General features: G+C 61.7%; 18 protein-coding genes and 2 pseudogenes. 13 read left to right on the forward strand and 7 right to left on the reverse strand.

What is annotated here, in order from left to right; genetic code table 11:
- Positions 1–2: 2 nt before the first annotated feature.
- The 7 genes from cmoB to AYR47_RS12655 form a co-directional block, all read right to left on the reverse strand.
- Complete coding sequence (gene cmoB / locus AYR47_RS12625) at positions 3–959, reverse strand: tRNA 5-methoxyuridine(34)/uridine 5-oxyacetic acid(34) synthase CmoB (protein WP_061435428.1); 957 nt, start codon at positions 957–959, stop codon at positions 3–5.
- Positions 956–1,699, reverse strand: coding sequence for a carboxy-S-adenosyl-L-methionine synthase CmoA (gene cmoA / locus AYR47_RS12630; RefSeq protein ID WP_061435429.1), 744 nt, complete (start codon positions 1,697–1,699; stop codon positions 956–958). The genes cmoB and cmoA overlap by 4 nt, the downstream gene beginning before the upstream one ends.
- Positions 1,700–1,823: 124 nt before the next feature.
- Positions 1,824–2,246, reverse strand: coding sequence for a hypothetical protein (locus tag AYR47_RS12635; RefSeq protein ID WP_156487796.1), 423 nt, complete (start codon positions 2,244–2,246; stop codon positions 1,824–1,826).
- 151 nt (positions 2,247–2,397) lie between these two features.
- The gene (locus tag AYR47_RS12640) at positions 2,398–3,057 is read right to left on the reverse strand and encodes a lysoplasmalogenase (RefSeq protein ID WP_033902442.1); all 660 of its coding nucleotides are present in this window, start codon (positions 3,055–3,057) and stop codon (positions 2,398–2,400) included.
- Position 3,058: 1 nt separating this feature from the next.
- Complete coding sequence (locus AYR47_RS12645; protein WP_033902441.1) at positions 3,059–3,448, reverse strand: protease inhibitor I42 family protein; 390 nt, start codon at positions 3,446–3,448, stop codon at positions 3,059–3,061.
- A gap of 192 nt (positions 3,449–3,640) precedes the next feature.
- Positions 3,641–6,061 carry an endopeptidase La gene (lon, locus tag AYR47_RS12650; RefSeq protein WP_033902440.1) on the reverse strand — a complete coding sequence of 807 codons (2,421 nt, stop codon included), beginning with the start codon at positions 6,059–6,061 and terminating at the stop codon, positions 3,641–3,643.
- Between the two features lie 92 nt (positions 6,062–6,153).
- On the reverse strand, positions 6,154–7,143 hold the full coding sequence (locus tag AYR47_RS12655; RefSeq protein ID WP_033902439.1) for a GntR family transcriptional regulator: 990 nt from the start codon (positions 7,141–7,143) through the stop codon (positions 6,154–6,156).
- A gap of 337 nt (positions 7,144–7,480) precedes the next feature.
- On the opposite strand from AYR47_RS12655, the gene AYR47_RS12660 reads away from it, so the two are divergent.
- The 13 genes and pseudogenes from AYR47_RS12660 (at position 7,481) to AYR47_RS12720 (ending at position 22,901) form a co-directional block, all read left to right on the forward strand.
- Complete coding sequence (locus tag AYR47_RS12660) at positions 7,481–8,803, forward strand: amidase (protein WP_061435430.1); 1,323 nt, start codon at positions 7,481–7,483, stop codon at positions 8,801–8,803.
- 11 nt (positions 8,804–8,814) lie between these two features.
- Complete coding sequence (locus tag AYR47_RS12665) at positions 8,815–9,693, forward strand: polysaccharide deacetylase family protein (RefSeq protein ID WP_003234086.1); 879 nt, start codon at positions 8,815–8,817, stop codon at positions 9,691–9,693.
- A 24-nt stretch (positions 9,694–9,717) separates the two neighbouring features.
- Positions 9,718–11,058: an MFS transporter gene (locus tag AYR47_RS12670; RefSeq protein ID WP_061435432.1), complete on the forward strand. Its 1,341-nt coding sequence runs from the start codon at positions 9,718–9,720 to the stop codon at positions 11,056–11,058.
- Positions 11,059–11,068: 10 nt separating this feature from the next.
- Entirely contained in the window at positions 11,069–11,830 is a 762-nt protein-coding gene (locus tag AYR47_RS12675; RefSeq protein WP_061435434.1) for an SDR family NAD(P)-dependent oxidoreductase, read from the forward strand.
- Between the two features lie 13 nt (positions 11,831–11,843).
- Positions 11,844–12,594: pseudogene (locus AYR47_RS12680) on the forward strand (SDR family NAD(P)-dependent oxidoreductase).
- A 13-nt stretch (positions 12,595–12,607) separates the two neighbouring features.
- Positions 12,608–12,907, forward strand: a complete 300-nt coding sequence (locus AYR47_RS32030) for a hypothetical protein (protein WP_082461892.1) — start codon at positions 12,608–12,610, stop codon at positions 12,905–12,907.
- Complete coding sequence (locus AYR47_RS12690) at positions 12,904–13,878, forward strand: CobW family GTP-binding protein (protein ID WP_061435437.1); 975 nt, start codon at positions 12,904–12,906, stop codon at positions 13,876–13,878. The genes AYR47_RS32030 and AYR47_RS12690 overlap by 4 nt, the downstream gene beginning before the upstream one ends.
- Positions 13,875–15,050, forward strand: coding sequence for an ABC transporter substrate-binding protein (locus AYR47_RS12695; RefSeq protein ID WP_061435438.1), 1,176 nt, complete (start codon positions 13,875–13,877; stop codon positions 15,048–15,050). Before AYR47_RS12690 ends, AYR47_RS12695 begins: the two co-directional genes overlap by 4 nt.
- Positions 15,051–16,055: 1,005 nt before the next feature.
- Positions 16,056–18,392: a putative bifunctional diguanylate cyclase/phosphodiesterase gene (locus tag AYR47_RS12700; RefSeq protein ID WP_033902430.1), complete on the forward strand. Its 2,337-nt coding sequence runs from the start codon at positions 16,056–16,058 to the stop codon at positions 18,390–18,392.
- A 210-nt stretch (positions 18,393–18,602) separates the two neighbouring features.
- Positions 18,603–19,280 carry a methylamine utilization protein gene (locus tag AYR47_RS12705; protein WP_061435439.1) on the forward strand — a complete coding sequence of 226 codons (678 nt, stop codon included), beginning with the start codon at positions 18,603–18,605 and terminating at the stop codon, positions 19,278–19,280.
- A pseudogene (locus tag AYR47_RS12710) lies at positions 19,264–21,613 on the forward strand (putative bifunctional diguanylate cyclase/phosphodiesterase). Before AYR47_RS12705 ends, AYR47_RS12710 begins: the two are co-directional and overlap by 17 nt.
- A 5-nt stretch (positions 21,614–21,618) precedes the next feature.
- The gene (locus AYR47_RS12715; protein WP_033902427.1) at positions 21,619–22,482 is read left to right on the forward strand and encodes a DUF3034 family protein; all 864 of its coding nucleotides are present in this window, start codon (positions 21,619–21,621) and stop codon (positions 22,480–22,482) included.
- A complete protein-coding gene (locus tag AYR47_RS12720; protein ID WP_061435440.1) occupies positions 22,482–22,901 on the forward strand; it encodes a group I truncated hemoglobin in 420 nt (139 codons plus the stop codon). Before AYR47_RS12715 ends, AYR47_RS12720 begins: the two co-directional genes overlap by 1 nt.
- The last annotated feature ends 207 nt before the right edge of the window (positions 22,902–23,108 follow it).

Raw genomic sequence — 23,108 nt, forward strand, 5'->3', positions numbered from 1 at the left:
ATTTATTTGCGGGCGATGATCACCGCCCGCATCGGCGCCGGCAGCCCTTCAATCGTCTTGCTGTGATCGTGCGGATCGAGGAAATCACTCAGCGACTGGTACTTCATCCACTCTGTCCCACGCTGTTCCTCGACCGTGGTCACACTCACATCCACACAGCGCACGTCGCTGAATCCTGCGCGGCGTAGCCACAGCATCAACGCCGGCACTGACGGCAGGAACCATACGTTGCGCATCTGCGCGTAGCGGTCTTCCGGCACCAGCACCTGTTGCTGATCGCCTTCCACCACCAGGGTTTCCAGCACCAATTCACCACCTTTGACCAGGGTGTCCTTCAACGCCAGCAAATGCTCGATGGGCGAACGCCGGTGATAGAACACCCCCATGGAAAACACCGTGTCGAAGCCTTCCAGATTCGCCGGCAGGTCCTCGAACGGGAACGGCAGGTGCCACGCCTTGGGTTCTGACAGGTAACGCTGCACCGCCTGGAACTGACAGAAGAACAACCAGTTCGGGTCCACGCCAATCACGCTGTCGGCCCCGGCGCCGAGCATGCGCCACATGTAGTAACCGTTGCCGCAGCCCACGTCGAGGATGCGCTTGCCCTTCAGGTTCAGGTGTGGTGCCACGCGGGACCACTTCCAGTCCGAGCGCCATTCGGTGTCCACATGCACGCCGAACAGGTTGAATGGCCCTTTGCGCCACGGACTCAGGCCCATCAGCGCGGCATGCATCTGCACGCGGGTGTCATCGTCGCAGTCAGTATCGAGCGTCAGGCCGTTGAGCAAATCCACTTCGCTGGGCTGGATTTTTGGCAGTGCATCCAGCGCACTCTGCCAGCGTTCCAGGTCGCCATGACCCTTTTCCATCTTGCTATCGAGTTGCGCTTGCAGGCCCTGGGCCCACACGGCCAGGGGAGTGCCGACCAGATGGCGGGCGAGGGGAGACAGATCAATCATGGCAAGGCAATCAACGAGGCAAAGTTAAGACACTGGAACCACGGCACGACTTTCGAAAAACCGGCCGCCAGCAGGCGCTCGCGGTGTTCTTCGAGGCTGTCGGGCTTCATGACGTTTTCGATGGCGCTGCGTTTCTGGGCGATTTCCAGTTCGCTGTAGCCGTTGGCGCGTTTGAACGCGATGTGCAGATCGGTGAGCAGCGCGTGTTCTTCTGCATCGTTGAAACGCAGCTTTTCTGAGAGGATCAGCGCGCCACCCGGCAACAGCGACTGGCGGATGCGCGCGAGCAAGGCCAGGCGCTCATCGGGCGCGATGAATTGCAGGGTGAAATTCAGCGCCACCACCGAGGCCGGCTGGAACTGCAGCGCGAGGATATCGCCCTCGATGACCTCGACCGGCAGCAGCTCCTGGAACATCGAGTCTTGGCCATTGAGGTATTCACGGCAACGCTCGACCATCGCGGCCGAGTTATCCACCGCGATCACCCGGCAACCGTCGGTGCGCACGTGGCGGCGCAGGGCCTGGGTCACCGCGCCCAGCGAGGATCCCAGGTCATATAGCACGCTGTTAGGTTGGGCAAACTGCGCGGCGAGTACGCCGAGGTTCTCGACGATGGTCGGGTAGCCGGGCACCGAGCGTTTGATCATGTCCGGGAACACCCGCACCACGTCCTCGTTAAAGGCGAAGTCCGGCACCTGGGGCAGGGGCTGGGCGAATAGGCGATCGGGTTCTTTGCTCACGGTTGTTCCGGCGACGATTGGGGAAAGGCCGGCATTTTAGCCAAGTTGGCCCCGGTGTGCGCGGGTTGTCTGATAAACCGTGACGGAGCTGTCGGTACTGGCTTCACCGCCCCGGCGATCTCCGTTACTTTTTGGCGGTAGGGTCCGTGTGAATAGCAAAAGCACCCTCAACCTCAATGATGTTTTTTGGTGGAAAGACGTTTTGTGCAGTGAACTTGAACTGGCCCTCGTAGCGACCAGTTTTATGGTCAAAATCAATACCCACACGACCGGTGCTAGTTAGGTAGTGCGAGGGAGCAGTGTTTCCACCGGCTATGAGTGCGCGAATGTGATCGCCTGGAAAATCATGTTCGCCGTAGGGTATGTGCGCCACCATATCAATCTGGATGATGCGCAGAAGGCTGGCTGAATCCTCATCCACGCCTACGATCCTTGTCAGTCCATTCTCGTGCGTCAGATAAACCGCGTTTGCAACGAAATTCGCTTTACCGTTGATGGATGCGGTCAATGTTCCCTTGGCTTTCTTGAGTGTTCTACGGGTGGCCATGATTGAACCCTTCTGACCCATTCGCCCACATGATTATGCGCGTTGTCCCATGACGTTATCGGCAGACGCCTACTTTACGTAACTGTCAAAACTACCAGTCGTTTAGACGTTTTGATTCTAGGCAGGGCGTAGGAAAGAGGACTTGGTTTTTTCAAGGATTGTCGCTGGGGTGTTCTGTCTGTGTACCGAGTGCAAACGCAGATGCAGTGATACCCCATTGTCCCAGCCAATACGTGGTGATCAGCAAATACGGCGCCGCATCGAACGCCGCCACAAACCGATTGATACCGATCAGCGTGTCAGAAAACACAAACGACGCCGCACCCGCCGCCGCCAGCCACGCCGAACGCTTCGGCACATCGCTGCCCAGCCGGGCCAGTGCGCGCCAGAGCATGGCGCTGATCACCAGCGCGTAAACCACCACCGGAACCAGCAGGTCGCCCAGACCATGGGAGATCAGGATGTTCAACAGGATTGCGCCTACGCCCAGCGCCAATATCAGCGGCAGCAGCGCCAGGCGGCGGCAATCGCTGAAGTAGGCTTTCAGATACGCCAAATGTGCAAACAGGAAGGCACCCAGGCCAAAGATAAACAGGTCGCCCGGCCAGGCGAGCAATACGTCACCCACCAGGGAAAAAATCAGCCCCAGGCTGATCCAGCGTCGATAGTCGGTGGGCGGTGCATCATGCAGCCAACCCAGCAGCGCCAGCACCGGCAGCGGTTTGACCAGCAGGCACAATAAGGTGGCATGGGTGGTCAGGCCGTAGATAAAGGTGCCGGCGCCCATCAACGCAAGAATCAGCCATGGCATATCAGTTCACCGTGATGGCGCAGTCAAAGGTTTCGACGGGTTCGGCTTCCGGCTCCCAGGGTTGCTGGGAGGTCAGGCGCAAACGACCCTGGCCGGCTGCGAAAGCCTGGAAACGCCAGGTCGACTGGCCGCCGCCACCGATCACACCGGATTCCGAGCTGCTGTAGACCTCCGGGCTCAGTGCGCGCAGCACGCCGCCAGCGGAGTCCTGGATGGCCCAGCGGTAGCCGGTGGTGGGGTTGCTTGGCAGGGTGAGGATAAGGTTTTGTCCGCTTTTGAGCTGGAGCGGGCAGGCGCTCTGGTTATCCACGGTGACGTTTTGCTTCGGTGCACTGGCGCACGCGGCCAGCAGGGCAAGGCTCAAGGGGAGAAGCAGGCGGGCAGCGGTCATGGGGGCTCCGTTGATTCACGACGAAGGGCGAGCATAACCGAAGATGAGACAAGGTGTGACAAGGAGGGATTTGCGCTGTGGCGACTGGCGCCTTCGCGGGCAAGCCCGCTCCCACATTTTGATGGGTGAACACATTCAAAGGTGGGAGCCGGGCTTGCCCGCGATGAGGCCAGGGCGGGTACTACATAATTGTCAGAACAGCACTTTCGCCACATCCGCAAAACGCTTGGCAAAGTGCACCGTCATGCCTTCCTTCAGGTACTCCGGCAGCTCTTCAAAACTGCCGCGATTCGGCTCCGGCAAGATCAGTTCATGGATCTTCTGGCGCCGCGCCGCAATCACCTTTTCGCGTACGCCGCCAATCGGCAGTACGTGCCCGGTCAGCGTCAGCTCGCCGGTCATGGCCACGCCTTTTTTCGGCGGTTGGTTACGCGCCAGCGACAGCAGCGCACTGGCCATGGTCACCCCGGCGCTCGGGCCGTCTTTCGGCGTGGCGCCTTCCGGCACGTGCAAGTGCACGAAGGCTTCGTCGAAAAACTTCGGATCACCACCAAACGACTTCAGGTTCGAGCTGATGTAGCTGTAGGCGATTTCCGCGGACTCCTTCATCACTTCACCCAACTGCCCGGTGAGTTTGAAACCACGATTGAGCGTATGGATACGCGTCGCCTCGATCGGCAAGGTCGCGCCGCCCATGCTGGTCCAGGCCAGGCCTGTGATCACGCCGGTGCCGGACAGCACTTGCTCGTTGCGGAATACCGGGATGCCCAGGGAGCTTTCCAGGTCCTTGTTGCCGATCTTGATCACCGAATCCGGCTCGTCCAGCAACTTGACCACCGCCTTGCGCACCAGTTTGCCCAGCTGTTTCTCCAACTGACGCACCCCGGCTTCGCGGGCGTAACCGTCGATCAACGCACGCAAGGCGCCATCGCTGATGGTCAGGCTGTTTTTCGACACGCCGGCTTTTTCCAGCTGTTTCGGCCACAGATGGCGCTTGGCGATAGCGACTTTTTCTTCGGTGATATAGCCCGACAGGCGAATCACTTCCATACGGTCCAGCAGTGGGCCGGGGATGGAATCCAGGGTGTTGGCGGTGCACACGAACAGCACTTTGGACAGGTCCAGCCGCAGGTCCAGATAGTGGTCGAGGAATTCGACGTTCTGCTCAGGGTCAAGGGTTTCCAGTAAGGCCGACGCCGGGTCGCCCTGGAAGCTCTGGCCCATCTTGTCGATCTCGTCGAGCATGATCACCGGGTTCATCACTTCCACATCTTTAAGCGCCTGCACCAGCTTGCCCGGCAGGGCGCCGATGTAGGTGCGGCGATGGCCCTTGATCTCGGCCTCGTCGCGCATGCCGCCGACGCTGAAGCGGTAGAAAGGCCGGCCCAGGGATTCAGCGATGGATTTACCCACGCTGGTCTTGCCCACGCCCGGCGGGCCGACTAGCAGCACGATGGAACCGGCGACTTCGCCCTTATAGGCACCCACCGCAAGGAACTCAAGGATGCGGCTCTTGATGTCATCCAGGCCCGCATGGTGTTTATCCAGCACTTTTCGCGCATGTTTCAGGTCGAGTTTGTCCTCGCCAAACACGCCCCACGGCACCGAAGTGGCCCAGTCCAGGTAGTTGCGTGTCACCGCGTATTCCGGTGAACCGGTTTCGAGGATCGACAGTTTGTTCAATTCTTCATCGATGCGTTTTTTCGCCTGGGGCGGCAGCACTTTGCCTTCCAGGCGTTGCTCGAACTGTTCGACGTCCGCGCTGCGGTCGTCCTTGGTCAGGCCCAGTTCCTGCTGGATGACCTTGAGTTGTTCCTTGAGGAAGAACTCGCGCTGGTGCTCGCCGATCTTGCGGTTGACCTCGGCGGACAGTTCTTTTTGCAGGCGCGCGACTTCAACCTCTTTGCGCAGCATCGGCAGCACTTTTTCCATGCGCTTGAGCATGGGCACGCAGTCCAGCACTTCCTGCAACTCGTTACCGGTGGCCGACGTCAGCGCGGCGGCGAAGTCGGTGAGTGGCGACGGGTCGTTGGGGCTGAAGCGGTTGAGGTAGTTCTTCAACTCCTCGCTGTACAGCGGGTTGAGCGGCAGCAGTTCCTTGATCGCATTGATCAGCGCCATGCCGTAGGCCTTGACCTCATCGGTCGGCTCGCTCGGCTGGTGCGGGTATTCGACTTCCACCAGGTACGGTGGGCGGTGGTGCTTGAGCCAGGTCTTGATGCGCACGCGCGTCAGGCCCTGGGCGACGAATTGCAGCTTGCCGTTTTCGCGGCTGGCGTGGTGCACCTTCACCAGGGTGCCGTACAGCGGCAGGCTGGAGGTGTCGAAGTGGCGCGGGTCTTCCGGCGGCGTGTCCATGAAGAACAGGGCCAGGGAGTGGTGGTCGGATTTGCTCACCAACTCCAGGGTTTCGGCCCACGGCTCTTCGTTGACGATCACCGGCAGCACTTGGGCCGGGAAGAAAGGCCGGTTGTGGATCGGAATGATGTAGACCTTGTCCGGCAGGTTTTGCCCAGGCAGGGCCAGGCCGGTATTGGACGAGGCGGATTCAGCGTTTTCGGGGTCGGCGTAGTCGTTGAGGTCGTAATCAGGGAATTCTTGCTGGTCGCTCATGGGGCACCTGCATAAGGAAGTATGCAGGTTAGATGGGGCGGGGTAGCGGTGGTTTCAATGGTCGCGTGAAGTTAGCAACAAATTGCATGAATTCAGCTGATCTTATGCAGATAGCTCGGCAATGGCTGCTCCGGCAGCACTGACAACACTTTCAACCGTTGCAGCATGCGCTGCCGCGCCCGTTGCAGGTGCTCACGCAGGTTCAACGCCGCTGCATCAAATGCACCGTGCAGCAGTAATTCCAGAATCAACCGATGTTCGGCCAGCATGGCCGGATCGGCGCCGATCCCCAGCAAACGGTAGAAAATCCGGCTGATGATCATCGGGCTTTGGCCCTGGCGGATCAACGCCGCGATCTTGCGGTTCTGCAGGCCGGCGAGGCAGCGCTGGTGCAAGTCCTCCTCGATCTGTTCGATGGCCTCCAGGCTGCAATGGGCGCTGTCCTGGGCGTCCAGCACGCGTTGTAACATCGCTTCCAGCATCTCGCGGTCCAGCCCCGGCGCACTTTGGCGCAAAGCTTCGGGCTCCAGGCAGGCGCGCAGTTCGTAGTCTTCGGTGACTTCACGGGCGGTCAGCGGTCCGGCCAGCCATTGGGAGTAGGGCTCTTTTTCCACCAATCCCCGGTCGCGCAGGCGCATCAGCGCCTCACGCACCACCGCGCGGCTGACGCCGTAGTGGTCGGCGGCGGCTTGCTCATCGAGGCGGTAATGGCCGAAGGCAATGCAGGTGGACAACGCCGCGCCGATCTCTTCGACGATGCGCTCGCCCAGTGGCCGCGTATCCACCAACTCATCTTCGCCGTTGAGGCCCAGGTGTGCATGGCTCAAGGGCAAGCGTAGCGGTTCCATGGCCAGGCCGTCGGGGTTGATCAGGTAACCCCGACCGTTGAAGCGGCAGATCAACCCTTCCTCATGCAGCAGGTCCAGGGCTCGGCGCACCGGCACACGGCTGGTGCCGAACAACTCGGCCAGTGGCGCCTCCAGCAAGACCAGGCCGTGGCGCGCGGTGCCGTTGACGATCGCATCACGCAATACCTGGTGAATCATCGCGTAACGGGAGGCCGAGGCGGACGCTGCTTTCATCGCTTTCTCTGGGGCTTGTAGGACGGTGGCCGGGGATTCTCTCATAAGTTACGCCTGTCACCCTGCGCCACAGCGGTGGCACCTTTGTGGGGCTCGGAATCGGGGAATGTTACTTTTCTGCACCAAAATGTACTTATTAATAAAAGATACATTATTTCATTGAAGGCGCTTTCCTTCTTCCTGGCAAGATTTTTTCCGGCTGATTAAAACCATCTATCCCGTAGTTCTGGGCGAAATCCCCTGATTGCGTAAATGCTCCCGGAGAAAGACTGGCACGAAATCTGCCTTTGTAAAATGTACATTTTATTAATATGTACGTTTTATGAGGGTCACCCTGATGTCAGACGCCACATCAATGGCCGAGGATTTCGCCAGCGGTCGCAGCGATCCGGTGCAAATCCTCGAACAGGCAATCGAAAAGGCGAGTGAGGTCCCGGCGGTGTTTATCAGCCTGACCGCCGAGCGTGCGCGTCGCGAAGCCGAAGCCGCTGCCGCCCGTTGGCGCGCCGGCCAGCCGTTGAGCGTATTCGACGGCGTGCCCCTGGCTTGGAAGGATCTGTTCGACGTGGCCGGCAGCGTCACCACTGCGGGCGCGGCCTACCGCCGCACTGCGCCTGCCGCGTTGCTCGACGCACCAAGCGTAGGTCTGCTGTGCCGCGCCGGGATGGTCAGTGTGGGCAAGACCAACCTCAGCGAACTGGCCTATTCCGGCCTGGGCCTGAACCCGCATTTCGGCACGCCGCACAACCCCCATGGCACTGACCAACCGCGCATTCCTGGCGGTTCGTCGTCCGGTTCAGCCGTGGCCGTCGCCGCTGGCATCGTGCCGATCGGCATGGGCACCGACACCGCCGGTTCGATCCGCATTCCCTCTGCCTTCAACGGCCTGGTGGGGTACCGCAGCAGCAGCCGACGCTACAGCCGCGACGGCGTGTTCCCGTTGGCCCATACCCTCGATAGCCTGGGCCCGCTGACTCGCAGTGTGCGTGATGCCCTGGCCATTGACGATCTGCTGCATGGCCGCACTCAAACCCACACCGCCCGCAGCCTCAAGGGTCAGCGTTTTGTGCTGGCGCAACAGGATGTTGAACCCGCTGTGCGCAACAACCTGCTGCGCGCCGTGGAGCAACTCAAGGCCCACGGCGCACTGATCGAAGAGCGCGAATGCCCGACCTTCCAGGCCACCCTCGACCTGATCAAACACCACGGCTGGCTCGGTTCCTTCGAAGCCTTCGCCCTGCACGAAGCCTTGCTCGACAGCCCTGACGCCGAACAACTCGACCCGCGTGTACGCCGCCGCCTCGAAGCCGCGCGCACGCTGCCGGCCAGCCAACTGCTGCATCTGGTCGATGCCCGCCGCCGCCTGCAACAGCAACTGGTCGACGACCTCGACGGCGCCATCCTCATCATCCCCACCGTCGCCCACGTCGCACCCGCATTGGCACCGCTGGAAGCCGACGACGACCTGTTTGTGAACACCAACCTCGCCACCCTGCGCCTGACCATGCCCGGCAGTTTGCTCGACATGCCTGGTGTGAACCTGCCCAGCGGCCGCGATGCCCAGGGCCTGCCCACCGGGCTGCTGCTCAGCGCCCCGACGGGGGAAGACGCTCGCCTGCTGCGCGCAGCGTTGTCCGTCGAATCCGTACTCAACGTTTAAGGAGACACATCATGGCTAAAGACATTCTCTGTGCATTCGGCGTCGACGTTGACGCCGTCGCCGGCTGGCTCGGTTCCTACGGCGGCGAAGATTCGCCGGACGACATCTCCCGTGGCCTGTTCGCCGGTGAAATCGGCGCGCCACGCCTGCTCAAACTGTTCGAGCGCTACGGCCTGCGCACCACTTGGTTTATCCCTGGCCACTCGATGGAAACCTTCCCCGAGCAAATGAAAGCCGTGGCCGACGCCGGTCACGAAATCGGTGTGCACGGCTACAGCCACGAAAACCCCATCGCCATGACCGCCGAGCAGGAAGAAATCGTCCTGGATAAATCCATCGAGCTGATCACCCAGGTCACCGGCAAACGCCCGACGGGTTACGTGGCGCCGTGGTGGGAATTCAGCAAGGTCACCAACGAACTGCTGCTGAAAAAAGGCATCAAGTACGACCACAGCCTGATGCACAACGACTTCCACCCCTACTACGTGCGCAAGGGCGACAGCTGGACCAAGATCGACTACAGCCAGCACCCCGACACCTGGATGAAACCCCTGGTTCGCGGCGAAGAAACCGACCTGGTGGAGATCCCGGCCAACTGGTACCTGGACGACCTGCCGCCGATGATGTTCATCAAAAAAGCCCCCAACAGCCACGGCTTCGTCAACCCGCGTCACCTGGAAGAAATGTGGCGCGACCAGTTCGACTGGGTCTACCGCGAACACGAACACGCGGTGTTCACCATGACCATCCACCCCGACGTATCCGGCCGCCCACAAGTGCTGCTGATGCTGGAGCGCCTGATCGAACACATCCAGAGCCATGCCGGCGTGCGCTTCGTCACCTTTGACGAAATCGCCGACGACTTCATCCGCCGCCAACCCCGTACCTGACCCCTTATTCCTGAGGCGCGACCCATGTCCATCTACAACAAGCTTGACCTGACTGGCTGGAAACCCCGGCAATTGACGTCCAAGGAGGTGCGTTTCGCCACCTGGATCGCGTTTTTCGCCTGGGTGTTTGCGGTGTATGACTTCATCCTGTTCGGCACCTTGTTGCCGGAGATCGGTCGGCATTTTGGCTGGGGTGAAGTGGAGCAAGCGGAAATCGCGACGTGGGTGGCGGTGGGCACGGCGGTGGTCGCGTTTGCCATCGGCCCGGTGGTGGACAAATTGGGGCGGCGCACCGGGATTATCTTCACGGTGGCCGGCTCTGCGCTGTGCTCGGCGCTGACGGCGATTGGCGGGGCGTGGGGTAAGTCGCCGCTGATCTTGATCCGTTCCTTGGGCGGTTTGGGGTATGCCGAGGAAACCGTCAACGCCACGTATTTGAGTGAATTGTACGGTGCCTCTGAGGATCCGCGCCTGACCAAGCGCCGGGGTTTTATCTACAGCCTGGTGCAGGGCGGCTGGCCGGTGGGTGCTTTGATTGCCGCCGGTTTGACCGCGCTGTTGCTGCCGGTCATTGGCTGGCAGGGCTGCTTCATCTTCGCCGCGATCCCGGCCATCGTCATCGCGATCATGGCGCGCAAGCTCAAGGAGAGCCCGCAGTTCCAGATCCACCAGCGCATCAGCCAATTGCGTAAAAGCGGCGCCGTCACAGAAGCGCAAAACGTCGCCGCCACCTACGGCGTGGATTACGACGAACACAGCAAGGCGGGCCTTAAAGCCGCGTTCCGTGGCCCGGCGCGTCGCGCCACCTTAGTGATTGGCGCGGCACTGTTGCTCAACTGGGCGGCGATCCAGGTGTTCAGCGTGCTCGGTACCTCGGTGATCATCAGCGTGCACCACATCTCGTTCGAGAACTCGCTGATCATCCTGGTGCTGTCGAACCTGGTCGGCTATTGCGGTTACCTCAGCCACGGCTGGATGGGCGACAAGATCGGCCGTCGCAACGTGATCGGCCTGGGCTGGATGCTCGGCGGCCTGTCGTTTGCCGGGATGCTGTTTGGCCCAAGCAATATGCCGATGGTGGTCGGGCTGTACAGCCTGGGCCTGTTCTTCCTGATCGGGCCGTACTCGGCGGCGCTGTTCTTTATCAGCGAGAGTTTCCCCACCAGCATCCGCGCCACCGGTGGCGCAATCATCCATGCCATGGGCCCGATTGGTGCGGTAGTCGCAGGTTTTGGCGCGACCCAGGTGTTGTCCGCTGGCAGCGACTGGCAGACCGCTGCGCTGTGGTTCGGTGCGCTGCCGTGCTTCCTGTCTGGCGCCTTGATGTTTGCCGCACGTCATGTGCGTCCGGAAACCGTTCAGTAAGGAGTGTTCGATGAGCCGTAAAGTTGCCTTGATTACCGGTGCCGCCAGCGGCATCGGCCAAGCCCTCGCCGTGGCTTATGCCCGTAATGGCGTAGCGGTGGTCGGCGGGTATTACCCGGCCGATCCCTATGACCCGCAGACCACCGTCAGCCTGGTGGACGAGGCGGGCGGGGAGTGCCTGATGCTGCCGTTGGACGTGGGTGACACCGCTTCGGTCGATGCACTGGCCGCGCAAGCCATCCAGCATTTCGGCCGACTCGATTACGCCGTGGCCAACGCCGGCCTGCTGCGCCGCGCACCCTTGCTGGAGATGACCGACGCGTTGTGGGACGAAATGCTCAATGTCGACCTCACGGGGGTGATGCGCACCTTCCGCGCGGCAACTCGACATATGCATGCAGGCGGCGCGCTGGTGGCGATTTCGTCGATTGCCGGCGGCGTGTATGGCTGGCAGGAACACAGCCACTACGCGGCGGCCAAGGCTGGCGTGCCGGGGCTGTGCCGGTCGCTGGCGGTGGAATTGGCGGCCAAGGGCATTCGTTGCAATGCGGTGATTCCTGGGTTGATCGAGACGCCGCAGTCGCTGGATGCAAAGAACTCGCTGGGGCCGGAAGGCTTGGCCAAAGCGGCGCACGCGATTCCGTTGGGCCGGGTAGGGCGGGCGGATGAAGTGGCGTCGCTGGTGCAGTTTTTGACCAGTGACGCGTCGAGCTATCTGACCGGGCAAAGCATTGTCATCGACGGTGGCCTTACCGTGCGCTGGCCGGACTGATTGAGGAATGAACATGAGACAACTGGAAAACCGCCGCGCGGTGATCACCGGCGCTGGCAGCGGCATCGGTGCCGCCATCGCCCGTGCCTACGCCGCTGAAGGCGCGCGCCTGGTGCTGGCCGACCGCAACGCTGCCAGCCTCGCGGAAACGGCGATCACCTGCCGCAACCTCGGCGCCGAGGTGTTCGAATGCCTGGCCGATGTCGGCACTGTCGAAGGTGCCCAGGCGAGCGTTGACCGTTGCGTCGAACACTTCGGCGGCATCGATATCCTGGTCAACAACGCCGGTATGCTCACCCAGGCGCGCTGCGTCGACCTGTCCATCGAGATGTGGAACGACATGCTGCGCGTCGACCTCACCAGCGTGTTCGTCGCCAGCCAGCGCGCCTTGCCGCATATGCTCGCGCAGCGTTGGGGACGGATCATCAACGTCGCCTCGCAACTGGGCATCAAGGGCGGCGCCGAGCTGACCCATTACGCGGCGGCCAAGGCCGGGGTGATCGGCTTCACCAAGTCCCTGGCCCTGGAAGTGGCCAAGGACAATGTGTTGGTCAACGCCATCGCGCCCGGCCCGATCGAGACGCCGTTGGTGGGCGGTATCAGCGACGACTGGAAACGTGCCAAGGCCAAGGAACTGCCCCTGGGGCGCTTCGGCCCTGGCGGATGAAGTGGCGCCCACGGCGGTGCTGCTGGTCAGCGAGCCCGGTGGCAACCTGTTCGTCGGTCAGACCCTGGGTCCGAACTCCGGCGATGTCATGCCATGAGTGAGGTATAGCCATGTGTGGACTCTGCGGCTTGCTCGGCGAAGACTTGCACTGGAGCGATCCTCTGGGCGACGAACTGCCCCGACGCCGCGAACGCCTGCGCCGAATCGCCGCCATCAATCAGGTGCTGGCGGTGTTCCGGCTTAAGGTCGAAGATTTCCAGGGGGCGTCGTATCTGCTGCTGGGCGCTACCGGCAAGCAGGAATTGGCTAGCGGTCTGGATCAACTCTGGCAGGCGGCTGAGACGATGCTCGGCCGTTCGCTGGATCCCCTTGACCCGCGCTTGCTGGATCATCTGGAGTCATCCGTATGAGCATCGCCCTTAATGTCATCACCGGCTTCCTCGGCAGCGGCAAGACCACCTTGCTCAAGCGTCTGCTGCAAGGCGAGAGCCTGGGCGACACCGCGCTGCTGATCAACGAATTCGGCGATGTCGGCATCGACCATCTGCTGGTGGAAGAAGTCGCGCCGGACACCGTACTGCTGCCCAGCGGCTGCGTGTGTTGTTCGATCCGAGGCGAGCTGAAGGACGCGCTGCTCGGCCTGCTGCAACGCCGCGAGCGTGGTGAAATCCCGGCGTTCAAGCGCGTCATTCTGGAGACCACCGGCCTGGCCGACCCGGCGCCGATTCTTGCCACCCTGAACAACGACGTGCAACTGCGCGGGCGTTTCCATATTGGCTTGGTGATCACCCTGGTCGATGCCAGCCACGCCGACCTGCAAGAACGCCTGCACCCGGAATGGCTGGCGCAGGTGGCGGCGGCGGATCGCCTGCTGTTGAGCAAGACCGACCTGGCCGGCGATTGCACGGCGTTATGCGCTCACTTGCAGGCGCTGAATGCCGGTACGCCGATCCTCGATACCCACGACATCCACAGCGGCGATCAACTGTTGCTCGGCGAAGGCCTGCGCAGCGCCGAACCCGCCGTGGAAGTCAGTCGCTGGCAACTGCATCGCACCACCACCGCGACCCACGGCGCCGCCCAAGTGTGCAGCCTGACCTTCGACCAGCCGCTGGACTGGGTGGGTTTCGGGGTGTGGTTGTCGATGCTGTTAAGATGCCACGGCGAACGAATCCTTCGTGTCAAAGGGCTGCTCAACGTGAACGCCAGTAACGCTCCCATCGTCATTCATGGTGTGCAGCATTGCCTGCATGCGCCGGTTCATTTGCCTGCATGGCCGGGCACCGATCGGCAGTCGCGCCTGGTGTTTATCCTGCGCGGCCTCGACCCCGAGCTGTTGCGACGCTCCTTCAACGTGTTTTCACGGCGTTTCGCGGCATGATCACTCTGCGCGTCCTCGGCACCTCCGTCACCCTGCTTGAATGCCTGCGCGTCCGTGCGGAACAGGAGCTGGGTATTCGCCTGGTCTACCAAGTACACGATGTCGAGCAGGCCCAACGCATCGCGGTGATGCAACCCGACAGCTACGACCTCTACGACCAATGGTTCCACAACGTCGACTTCGTGTGGCCGGCCCGGGCCATCCAGCCTATCGACACCCGGCGCATCGCGCTGTGGCACGAAATCAATGATTTGCCCAAGCGCGGTCGCCTATCACCGGATGACCGACTGGGCAGCGGCAGCGTGCCCAGCGAACGGTTGTTCGTGCAGCACGACGGCAGCCTCGGCAGCACGGTCACCGAGCGCATCAGCATGTTGCCCCTGACCCACAACGCCGACAGTTTCGCCTACCGTCCCGAACGCTTGCCCGAAGGCTTTTGCCACGGTAATGAAAGCTGGGGCTGGCTGCTCGATCCTGCTTGGCGTGCACGCACGGCTTTGCAAAGTGATGCCGCCATCGGCGCGCTGGATGCTGCATTGGCGGTGCAGGGTGCGGGGCTGGCCAGTTTCAGGGACATCGGCAATATGAGCATCGAGGAGATCGACGTGCTCGCCGATATCCTGGTGCGCAAGCAGAAGGAGGGGCACTTTGCGGCGTTCTGGTCTGATGATGAAGAGGCGGCGCAATTGATGCTCAGCCCGAGTATCGATATCCAGAGCCTGTGGTCGCCGACCTTGATGCGCCTTCATCGCGCGGGTGTGAAATACCGCTTGGCGGTGCCGCGTGAAGGCTATCGCGCGTGGTTTGGTGGGTTGTCGTTGTCGCGACATGCGAAGGGGCCGGTGTTGGATGCGGCTTATGCGTATTTGAATTGGTGGTTGTCGGGGTGGCCTGGGGCGGTGATGGCGCGCCAGGGGTATTACATTGGCAATCCGGCGCGGAGTCGGGATCACTTGAGCAGTGCGGAGTGGGATTACTGGTATGCCGGCAAGCCTGCTCGGGAGGAGTTGCTCGGGAGTGATGGGTTGCCGTTGATTGATGTGGGTGAGGTGCGGGATGGGGGGTCTTATGAGGCGCGTATGGGGCACATTGCGGTGTGGAATTCGGTGATGGATGAGCATAATTATCTGGTGCGCAGGTGGGGGGATTTTATGCGGGCTCGGTGTGTTTGATTGATTGAGTACATATCCGTTTCTTCGGTAACGGCGGATATTGGTTCCGCTCTTACAGCGGGTCACTTTTGGAAAAGAGCCCGGAATGCCGGCCCAGCCAAAAGTAACCAAAAGGGCTCTTGCCCCAACACTCGGCACCTCACCTAGGCTCGGTGTGCCCGTAATCCGACAGGGATTTGGGGGGCCGCCGCCACGCGCCATCCATGGCGCGGGGCGGCTAAACCGGCATCCCTGCCGGTTTACCCCCCAAATCCCTGCCGAATTCCGGCCAGCGTGTTTGACGGGGCGCCTAAGATCAAAATCAAAAACAAAGCCAGAGCCAGAGCCAGAGCCAGAGCAGAGTGATATCTACCTGATATAGGAGATCTAAATTGTGGGAGCGGGCTTGCTCGCGAAAGCGGTGGATCAGTCAAAGATGTAATAGCTGACACCCCGCCTTCGCGAGCAAGCCCGCTCCCACATTTGAACCGAGACCGGCTTCAAGAAACCGGTCGGCTACCAGGCCGCCGCGCTTTTGCTTTTGATCTGGCGCGCCCCGTCAAACACGCTGGCCGAACGCAGGCTTGAATCCGTGGGTAACCCGGCAGGACGCCGGGTTAGCCGCGCTGGGCCAAGGATGGCCCATCGCGGCGGCCCACGGATTCAAGCCGGAGTGAGGGAACACCGAGCCTAAGCGAGGTGCCGAGTGTTGGGGCAAGAGCGTTTTGGTTACTTTGCCGCTTTTGCAAAGTGACCCGCCGTAAGGGCGGAACCCATATCAGCCGTTACCCAAATAACGGATATGTACTCAACTCAATCCCCAGCCAACCCATTGTCGCCAAAAAACCGCCACCAAACTCCCCGCTTTTATTGGGTGCACTTAACCCAAGTCCCAGCTAATCTCCTAAGACCTAATATTCAATCCAAATGGATATTTTTTTGACGCCAGGTCAGCAGTCGCAAGGAATGCACATGACAAAGGGACGTAATGGCAGAGAGAGGCGAACGCTGCCAGAGGGCACTGCAATGAGGTGGCGCCACACGTTCCAAACCCGCATCGCCGGGGTGCTGGCGCTGTTACTGCTGGTGGTGGTCGGCGCCACCTATTTCGCCGTCAAGACCGCCACCACCCGCGCCGTGGAAAACCAGGCGCAAGTCCAGTTGCAAACCGGCAGCCAAGTGTTCGAGCGCCTCATCGACCTGCGCGGGCGGCGCCTGCAATACGGGCTCGACTGGCTGACCGTCGACCTCCCGTTCAAACAAGCTGTGGCCGAAGGCAAGACTGTGCCGATTCTGGCTGCATTGCGTCGCCACGGCACGGGCATCCGTTCCAGCGAGGTCTTCGTACTGGACCTGGACGGCAAGGTCATGGTCAGCACCTTGCCCATCCTCACGCGCGGCCAGCTTTTCCCCTATGACAACGCCCTGCGCCATGCCCGGCGCACGGGCCTGCAGATGCTGATCGTGGCCTTGGACGGACGGCCGTATCTGTTGGTGCAGGATGAAGTGCTCGACGAGTTGCCCATCGCACGCATCGTCATGGGCTTTCCCATGGACAAGCTGTTCGCCAATGAGCTGCGTTCCATGAGCAATCTGGAGGTGTCGTTCCTCAGCGTGCAAAACGGCATCCCCGGCCCGCTGTACAGCACGCAGCCGGATGCTTACCAGGCCGCCACTCTCAGCCTGTTGCGCGAGGGGCATGTCGACCCCGAGCCGAAAATCCACTTGTTCTATGGCCAGCGGGTACTCAGCCAGGTGCTGCCGCTGGCCAACACCGACGATGGCGATGAAGTGCGCGTGCTGCTGCAAAGCCCACTCGACCATGCCCTGGAATCCTTTGCGCCGCTGGACCGGCAGTTCCTCGGGATTGCCCTGGCAGTGCTGCTGGTGTCGTTGGCCGGCGCGCTGTTTCTGGCGCGACGGGTATCGCGCCCGCTCAATGCCCTGGTGCAGGCGGCCGAGCGTATCGGTGCCGGTGATTACCGCACACCGGTGCGAGTACGCAGTCACGATGAATTCGGCTTGCTGGCCCGCGCCTTCAATGCCATGCAAAGCGGCATTGCCGTGCGTGAGCGGCAGTTGGCGCATAACGCCCTGCACGATCCATTGACCGGTTTGCCCAACCGCGCCCTGGCCATGGAGCGCCTGGGCAGTGCGATCAGTGCGCGACGGCCGGTGGTGTTGCTGTACGTCGGCATCGAAAATTACCGGGTGATCAACGAAGGTTTCGGCCCTGAAGGCGTTGAAGAGATGCTGCGCGAAGCCAGTCGCTGCCTGTCCATGAGCCTGTTGGCCAGCGATACGGCGGCGCGTATCGCTGGCAGTGAGTTCCTGCTGCTACTGGAAAACACTGAGGTTGATCGCGCCGTGGCCCGCGCCGACCGTCTCTACGCGCTGCTCACCGAGCCGCAGCGCATCGGCCATGACGAGCTGCGCCACGAAGTGAGCATCGGCATCGCCGCCTACCCGGCCGACGGCCAGCAAGTGGAAGAGTTGATCAGCCGCGCCGCCATCGCCCGGCATGACGCGGCCAGCCTGCCGGGGCATTTGCAGATCTACCAGCAGGACCGCGACCTGGCCCACCAACGTCAGATCACCCTGATTCGTGACCTGCGTCGAGCGGCCATCGAGGGTGAGTTGTTCCTGTGTTACCAGCCCAAACTCGACCTCAAGCATGGCCACGTACGCCAGGCCGAAGCCTTGTTGCGCTGGCAGCACCCGACCCTCGGCCAGGTGTCTCCGGCAGAGTTCATCCCCTTGGCCGAACGCACCGGCAGCATGGGCAGCCTGACCCTGTGGGTGATTGAAGAAGCCATCCGCCAGATCGCCGAGTGGTCGCAGCGCGGCATGCTGATCCAGCTGTCGGTGAATATCTCGGTGGATGATTTGGCTGATGATGACCTGGCGATTCGTGTCACTGCGCTGTTGATGCAATATCAGGTGGACGCCGAGCAACTGATTTTCGAGATCACCGAAAGCGCGATCATGCACAACCCACAACAGGCCCTCAGTGTGTTGGAGCAGTTGCGCGGCTGCGGCATCAGTTTGTCGGTGGATGACTTCGGCACCGGCTATTCATCGCTCGCGCAATTGCAGCGCCTGCCGGTGCAGGAGTTGAAGATCGACCAATCCTTCATACGCAACCTCGACAGCACCAGTGGCGACGGGGTGATCGTGCGCTCCACCATCGAGATGAGCCATAACCTTGGGCTCAAGGTCGTCGCCGAGGGCGTGGAATTCGCCCCCAGCCTGAAGCTGCTCAAACAGTGGAATTGCGACACTGCCCAGGGCTACCTGATCAGTCGGCCCTTGAATGCCATGGCGTTCGAGATGTGGATGCGTCGCGAACGGGTGCCGATCTAGATAAGCCCTTCCCATCGACTACAGATTTTCAAGACGGGGTCGATAACCTCTACAGAGCCTGACCGGTTGCATAGGTTTTTGCCGACCGGCGGTCATGTATTGATGCATGTCCAGTGATGGCAATTGGCCTTATTTGCGTCATCATGCTCGCAGTTCAATGCTGTTGTGCCAAGGCTGGCCGCTCTTTTAGCCCTTTTCTGCGGATCGACCATGGCTCGGATTTTCTCTCTGTTATCCCTTGCTGCGCTGTTGCTGGCGGCGGCCGGCCTTGTGCCTGCGGCGACGCTTGAGGTGTTGGCTTACCAGGCCGATGGCCGCCCGGTGACCGACGCGGTGGTGACCGTGCGGGGCCCGGTTGGTGCGCCCGAGGGTGTGCTCAAGGCGGATATGGACCAGCGCGGCCAACGCTTCGCGCCCCATGTGTTGGCGGTGCATACCGGCACGCAGGTGCGCTTCCCCAATAGCGACAATATTCGTCATCAGGTCTATTCGTTTTCCACCGCCAAGCGCTTTGAGCTGCGGCTATACGAGGGCACGCCATCCGACCCGCTGCTGTTCGACAAGCCCGGGGTCGTGGTGTTGGGCTGCAATATCCATGATTGGATGCTCGGCTATATCTACGTGACCGATGATCCTCGCTTCGGTGTCAGCGATGCCGAGGGACGCGTGCGCCTGGAGCAACTGCCGGCCGGTGACTACCACGTGACCCTGTGGCACCCGCAGTTGGCGGGTATGCAGCCGCTGGACGGCGGTACCTTGAAAATCCCCGCTGCGGGCCTGAGCCATCGGGTTTCAATGAGCCTGGAGCCTGCGTCCGCGGATCTGCCGCCGACGCCCAGCGCCTTTGGTGATGCCTTCAATCGAGCCGCCCGTGAAACTGCGCAGTAGTTTCCAGGCGCGTGTCGCCAGTGTGCTGATCCTGCTGTCGCTGGTGGTGATCGGCGCGCTGTATTTCAGCGTCAAGGCGGCGACCCGCTCGGCGGTACACGGCCAGGCCCTGTCCCAGTTGGAAGTGGGCACGCGGGTGTTCGAGCGCTTGCTCGATGTTCGTGGTCGGCGCCTGGCTGACGGCGTTCAGCTGTTGGCCGCCGACTTCGGTTTTCGCGATGCGGTCGCCAGTGGCGATTCGGCGACGATGCGCTCGGTGCTGCTCAACCACGGCAAGCGCATCAACGCCAGCGACATGATCCTGCTGGGCATGGACGGCAAAGTCCTGGCCAGCACCCTGGAGGAAGTCCCGGAGGGCTCGACCTTTCGTTACGACCAGGCCTTGCGCGAAGCACGACGCAATCGCCAGGCGATGTTGATGGTGCCGTTGCAAGGCGAGCCGCATCTGTTGGTGGAGGCTTCGGTGCTGGCGCCATTGCCGATTGCGCGGGTGGTGATGGGTTTCAGCATGGACGCAGCGTTTGCCGATGAGCTGCGTTCGTTGAGCAACCTGGAAGTCTCGTTCCTGGCGATTGACCATGACCGCCCTGGCGAGTTGGTCAGCACCCAGCCACAGGTGCTGCGCGAGAGCATCAGCGTATTGATGCAAGGCGACTCGACGCGCCGTGGCGTGTCGACCACCGATCATCTTGAACACAGCTTTCTCAGCCAGTCGTTGGTCCTGGCCAGCGATGAAAACGGCAAAGTCCTGGCCTTGCTGCAAAGTCCGCTGGACGCGGCGATGCAGGCGTTTGTGCCGCTGGATGAAAAGATCCTCGGGATAGCCTTGGTCGCGCTGATAGCGTCTCTGGTCGGTGCCTTGCTGCTGGCCCGTACGGTGTCGCGCCCGGTGCAGGCGCTGGCGCTGGCGGCCGAGCGAATCCGCAGCGGCGACTACCAGACCCCGGTCGTGCTGGCGCGCAGTGATGAACTGGGGCGCCTGGCGCTGGCGGTCAACACCATGCAAAGCGGGATTGCCGAGCGTGAACAACAGCTGGCGCACAACGCCCTGCATGATCGTCTCACCGGCCTGCCAAATCGTGCGCTGGCGATGGAGCGCCTGGGCAGTGCGATTGCCCTGCAACGACCGATGGCGCTGATTTACCTGGGCATCGACAACCTGCGCGCCGCCAGCGAAGCCGCCGGCCCCGAAGCCGTGGACCAATTGCTGTTGACGGTGAGCCAGCGCCTGCAGGCGGCGCTGCGCCCCGGCGACACCTTGGCACACCTGATCGCCGATGAGTTCCTGCTGCTGCTGGAAGGCGCGGGCAGTGACGAGGCGGTGGGCATGGCTGACAAACTTCAGCAACTGTTGCTGCGTCCCCAGCGCATCAATGGCCATGACCTGGCGTTGGATTGCCGCCTGGGCATCGCGGCCTACCCGGCCGATGGCGAAAGTCCCCAAACCTTGCTGGAACGCGCGGCCATCGCCATGAAAGACGCCGCGCAAATGCCGGGGCGCTTGCAGATCTACGAGCAGGGCCGTGACCTTGCGCATCGCCGGCAAATCACCTTGATCCGCGACCTGCGCCACGCGCCTAACCAGGGCCAACTGCTGCTGCACTACCAGCCCAAACTGGATATTCGCCAGGGCCACGTGCGCCAGGCCCGAAGCCCTGTTGCGCTGGCAACACCCGCAATTTGGCATGGTCTCGCCCGCGGAATTCATCCCCTTGGCCGAACGCTCGGGCAGCATCCAGTTGCTGACCCAATGGGTGATCGAAGAGGGCATTCGCCAGTTGTGCGAATGGAACCGGCGTGGCCTGTCGCTACAGTTGTCGCTGAACATCTCGGCCGACGATCTGCTCGGCGATGAACTGGCCCACCGCGTGTCGGCGTTGTTGCGTCGCTACGGCTTGCCAGCGGAACAGCTGTTGTTCGAAATCACTGAAAGCGCGGTGATGCGCGAGCCGGAAAAAGCCCTCAAGGTACTCAACTTGCTGCGCGACTGCGGTATCGGCCTGTCGGTGGACGACTTCGGCACCGGTTATTCGTCATTGGCCCACCTCAAGCGCTTGCCGGTGCAAGAGTTGAAGATCGACCAATCCTTTGTGCGCAACCTCGATGAAACCAGTGAAGACGCGGTGATCGTGCGCTCCACCATCGAGATGAGCCACAACCTGGGCCTCAAGGTGGTCGCCGAGGGCGTTGAGTACGCCCACAGCCTGCGCTTGCTGGAGCGTTGGCAGTGCGACACGGCCCAGGGTTACCTGATCAGTCGGCCTTTGAGTGCCGACGCCTTCGAAGCCTGGGTGGCCTTGCCCCTCAGTGCGCAAACTTCCCTGGTTCATTGAGTGGCATGACGGTGCGTGTTTCTTTTCTGATCGGTTGCCTTGGTGTACTGACCCTGCAAACGGCGTGGGCCGATAACGGCCGTCTGATTGCCACGGGTGGCGCCAGCAGCATTGAAGGTACGGCGGGCGGCGGGATCACGCCGTGGGCGGTGCTGGCCGGTTATGGCGAACAGCACGAGTGGGGTGCCACGGCGTTCGCCACCACGGTCAACCTGCCGGACTATCGGCTGGACGTGGCCGGGTTGGCGCTGGCGTATGACAACCGCGTCGAAGTGTCTTTCGCCCGCCAGCGTTTCGACCTCGGCACGCTGGTGCACACGCTCAATCTGCCCGAAGACAACCTCGGCCAGGACGTGCTGGGCCTCAAGGTGCGACTGTTTGGCGACGTGATCTACGACGATTTGCCCCAAGTGTCCCTGGGCTTGGAATACAAGCACCAGACCAACTTCGACATCCCGAAGTTGGTGGGCGCCAAGCGTGACAGCGACGTCGAAGGCTACCTCGCCGCCAGTCGCTTGTTCATGGGCGCCGCGTTTGGCTACAACGTGCTGGTCAACGGCAGCCTGCGCTACAGCCGGGCGAATGAAATCGGTTTGCTTGGCTTTGGCGGCGACCGCCGCGACAGCCGCAGCCTGCTCAAGGAAGGCTCGCTGGCGCTGCTGCTCAACCCGCGCTGGGCGGTGGGCGTGGAGTACCGCGAGAAGCCCGACAACCTGTCGTTTGCCGGCGAAAGTGACTGGGCGGATGTGTTCGTCGGCTACTTTCCCAACAAGCATGTGTCGTTTGTATTGGCCTACGCACGCCTCGGCGAAATCGCCACGCTGGCTAATCAGAACGGCACTTATCTGTCTGTGCAGGGGAGTTTCTGATGCGCTGGTTACCGCTGGTTCTCGTCGTGTGCCTCAGCGCCTGCGCGCAACAACCACCGAAGGATGACAGCCTGTACCGCGACCTTGGCGCCATGCCCGGCATCACGCGGATTGTCGAAGGTCTGCTGCTGAACATCGCCCGGGATGAACGCATCGTCGAGCGGTTTCGTCGCATTGATATCCAGCGTTTGCGCAACAAGTTGATCGAACAGTTTTGTGTGGAGGCGGGCGGGCCGTGCACCTATACCGGGGATAGCATGGCGGAGAGTCATAAGGGGCAAAATGTGAGCCGCAGTGATTTTAATGCGTTGGTGGAGGATTTGATCAAGGCGATGGATCAGGAAGGCATCTCGGTGCCGGTACAGAACCGCCTGATTGCGCGGTTGGCGCTGATGCGCGGCGAAGTGATCGAACACTGACGGCTGATCGTTCCCACGCTCCGCGTGGGAATGCAGCCCCGGACGCTCCGCGTCCCGAAGCGTGACGCGGAGCGTCATAAGCGGCATTCCCACGCAGAGCGTGGGAACGATCAATGGGGGCGATCAAACACTGACCCCCCCCCGGACGATGATGTCCAAATGTGGGAGCAGGCAAGTCAGTTTCCACATTTGACCTGTGTTGTATAT

Source organism: Pseudomonas azotoformans (genome assembly GCF_001579805.1).
In the GTDB taxonomy this organism is placed as follows: Bacteria; Pseudomonadota; Gammaproteobacteria; order Pseudomonadales; family Pseudomonadaceae; genus Aquipseudomonas; species Aquipseudomonas azotoformans_A.

Bases quoted from the DNA above. Each gene is read 5' to 3' on its own strand.
- cmoB (WP_061435428.1), bottom strand. From the start codon at position 959: ATGATTGATCTGTCTCCCCTCGCCCGCCATCTGGTCGGCACTCCCCTG.
- AYR47_RS12635 (WP_156487796.1), bottom strand. From the start codon at position 2,246: ATGGCCACCCGTAGAACACTCAAGAAAGCCAAGGGAACATTGACCGCA.
- AYR47_RS12640 (WP_033902442.1), bottom strand. From the start codon at position 3,057: ATGCCATGGCTGATTCTTGCGTTGATGGGCGCCGGCACCTTTATCTAC.
- AYR47_RS12645 (WP_033902441.1), bottom strand. From the start codon at position 3,448: ATGACCGCTGCCCGCCTGCTTCTCCCCTTGAGCCTTGCCCTGCTGGCC.
- lon (WP_033902440.1), bottom strand. From the start codon at position 6,061: ATGAGCGACCAGCAAGAATTCCCTGATTACGACCTCAACGACTACGCC.
- AYR47_RS12655 (WP_033902439.1), bottom strand. From the start codon at position 7,143: ATGAAAGCAGCGTCCGCCTCGGCCTCCCGTTACGCGATGATTCACCAG.
- AYR47_RS12660 (WP_061435430.1), top strand. From the start codon at position 7,481: ATGTCAGACGCCACATCAATGGCCGAGGATTTCGCCAGCGGTCGCAGC.
- AYR47_RS12665 (WP_003234086.1), top strand. From the start codon at position 8,815: ATGGCTAAAGACATTCTCTGTGCATTCGGCGTCGACGTTGACGCCGTC.
- AYR47_RS12670 (WP_061435432.1), top strand. From the start codon at position 9,718: ATGTCCATCTACAACAAGCTTGACCTGACTGGCTGGAAACCCCGGCAA.
- AYR47_RS12675 (WP_061435434.1), top strand. From the start codon at position 11,069: ATGAGCCGTAAAGTTGCCTTGATTACCGGTGCCGCCAGCGGCATCGGC.
- AYR47_RS32030 (WP_082461892.1), top strand. From the start codon at position 12,608: ATGTGTGGACTCTGCGGCTTGCTCGGCGAAGACTTGCACTGGAGCGAT.
- AYR47_RS12690 (WP_061435437.1), top strand. From the start codon at position 12,904: ATGAGCATCGCCCTTAATGTCATCACCGGCTTCCTCGGCAGCGGCAAG.
- AYR47_RS12695 (WP_061435438.1), top strand. From the start codon at position 13,875: ATGATCACTCTGCGCGTCCTCGGCACCTCCGTCACCCTGCTTGAATGC.
- AYR47_RS12700 (WP_033902430.1), top strand. From the start codon at position 16,056: ATGAGGTGGCGCCACACGTTCCAAACCCGCATCGCCGGGGTGCTGGCG.
- AYR47_RS12705 (WP_061435439.1), top strand. From the start codon at position 18,603: ATGGCTCGGATTTTCTCTCTGTTATCCCTTGCTGCGCTGTTGCTGGCG.
- AYR47_RS12715 (WP_033902427.1), top strand. From the start codon at position 21,619: ATGACGGTGCGTGTTTCTTTTCTGATCGGTTGCCTTGGTGTACTGACC.
- AYR47_RS12720 (WP_061435440.1), top strand. From the start codon at position 22,482: ATGCGCTGGTTACCGCTGGTTCTCGTCGTGTGCCTCAGCGCCTGCGCG.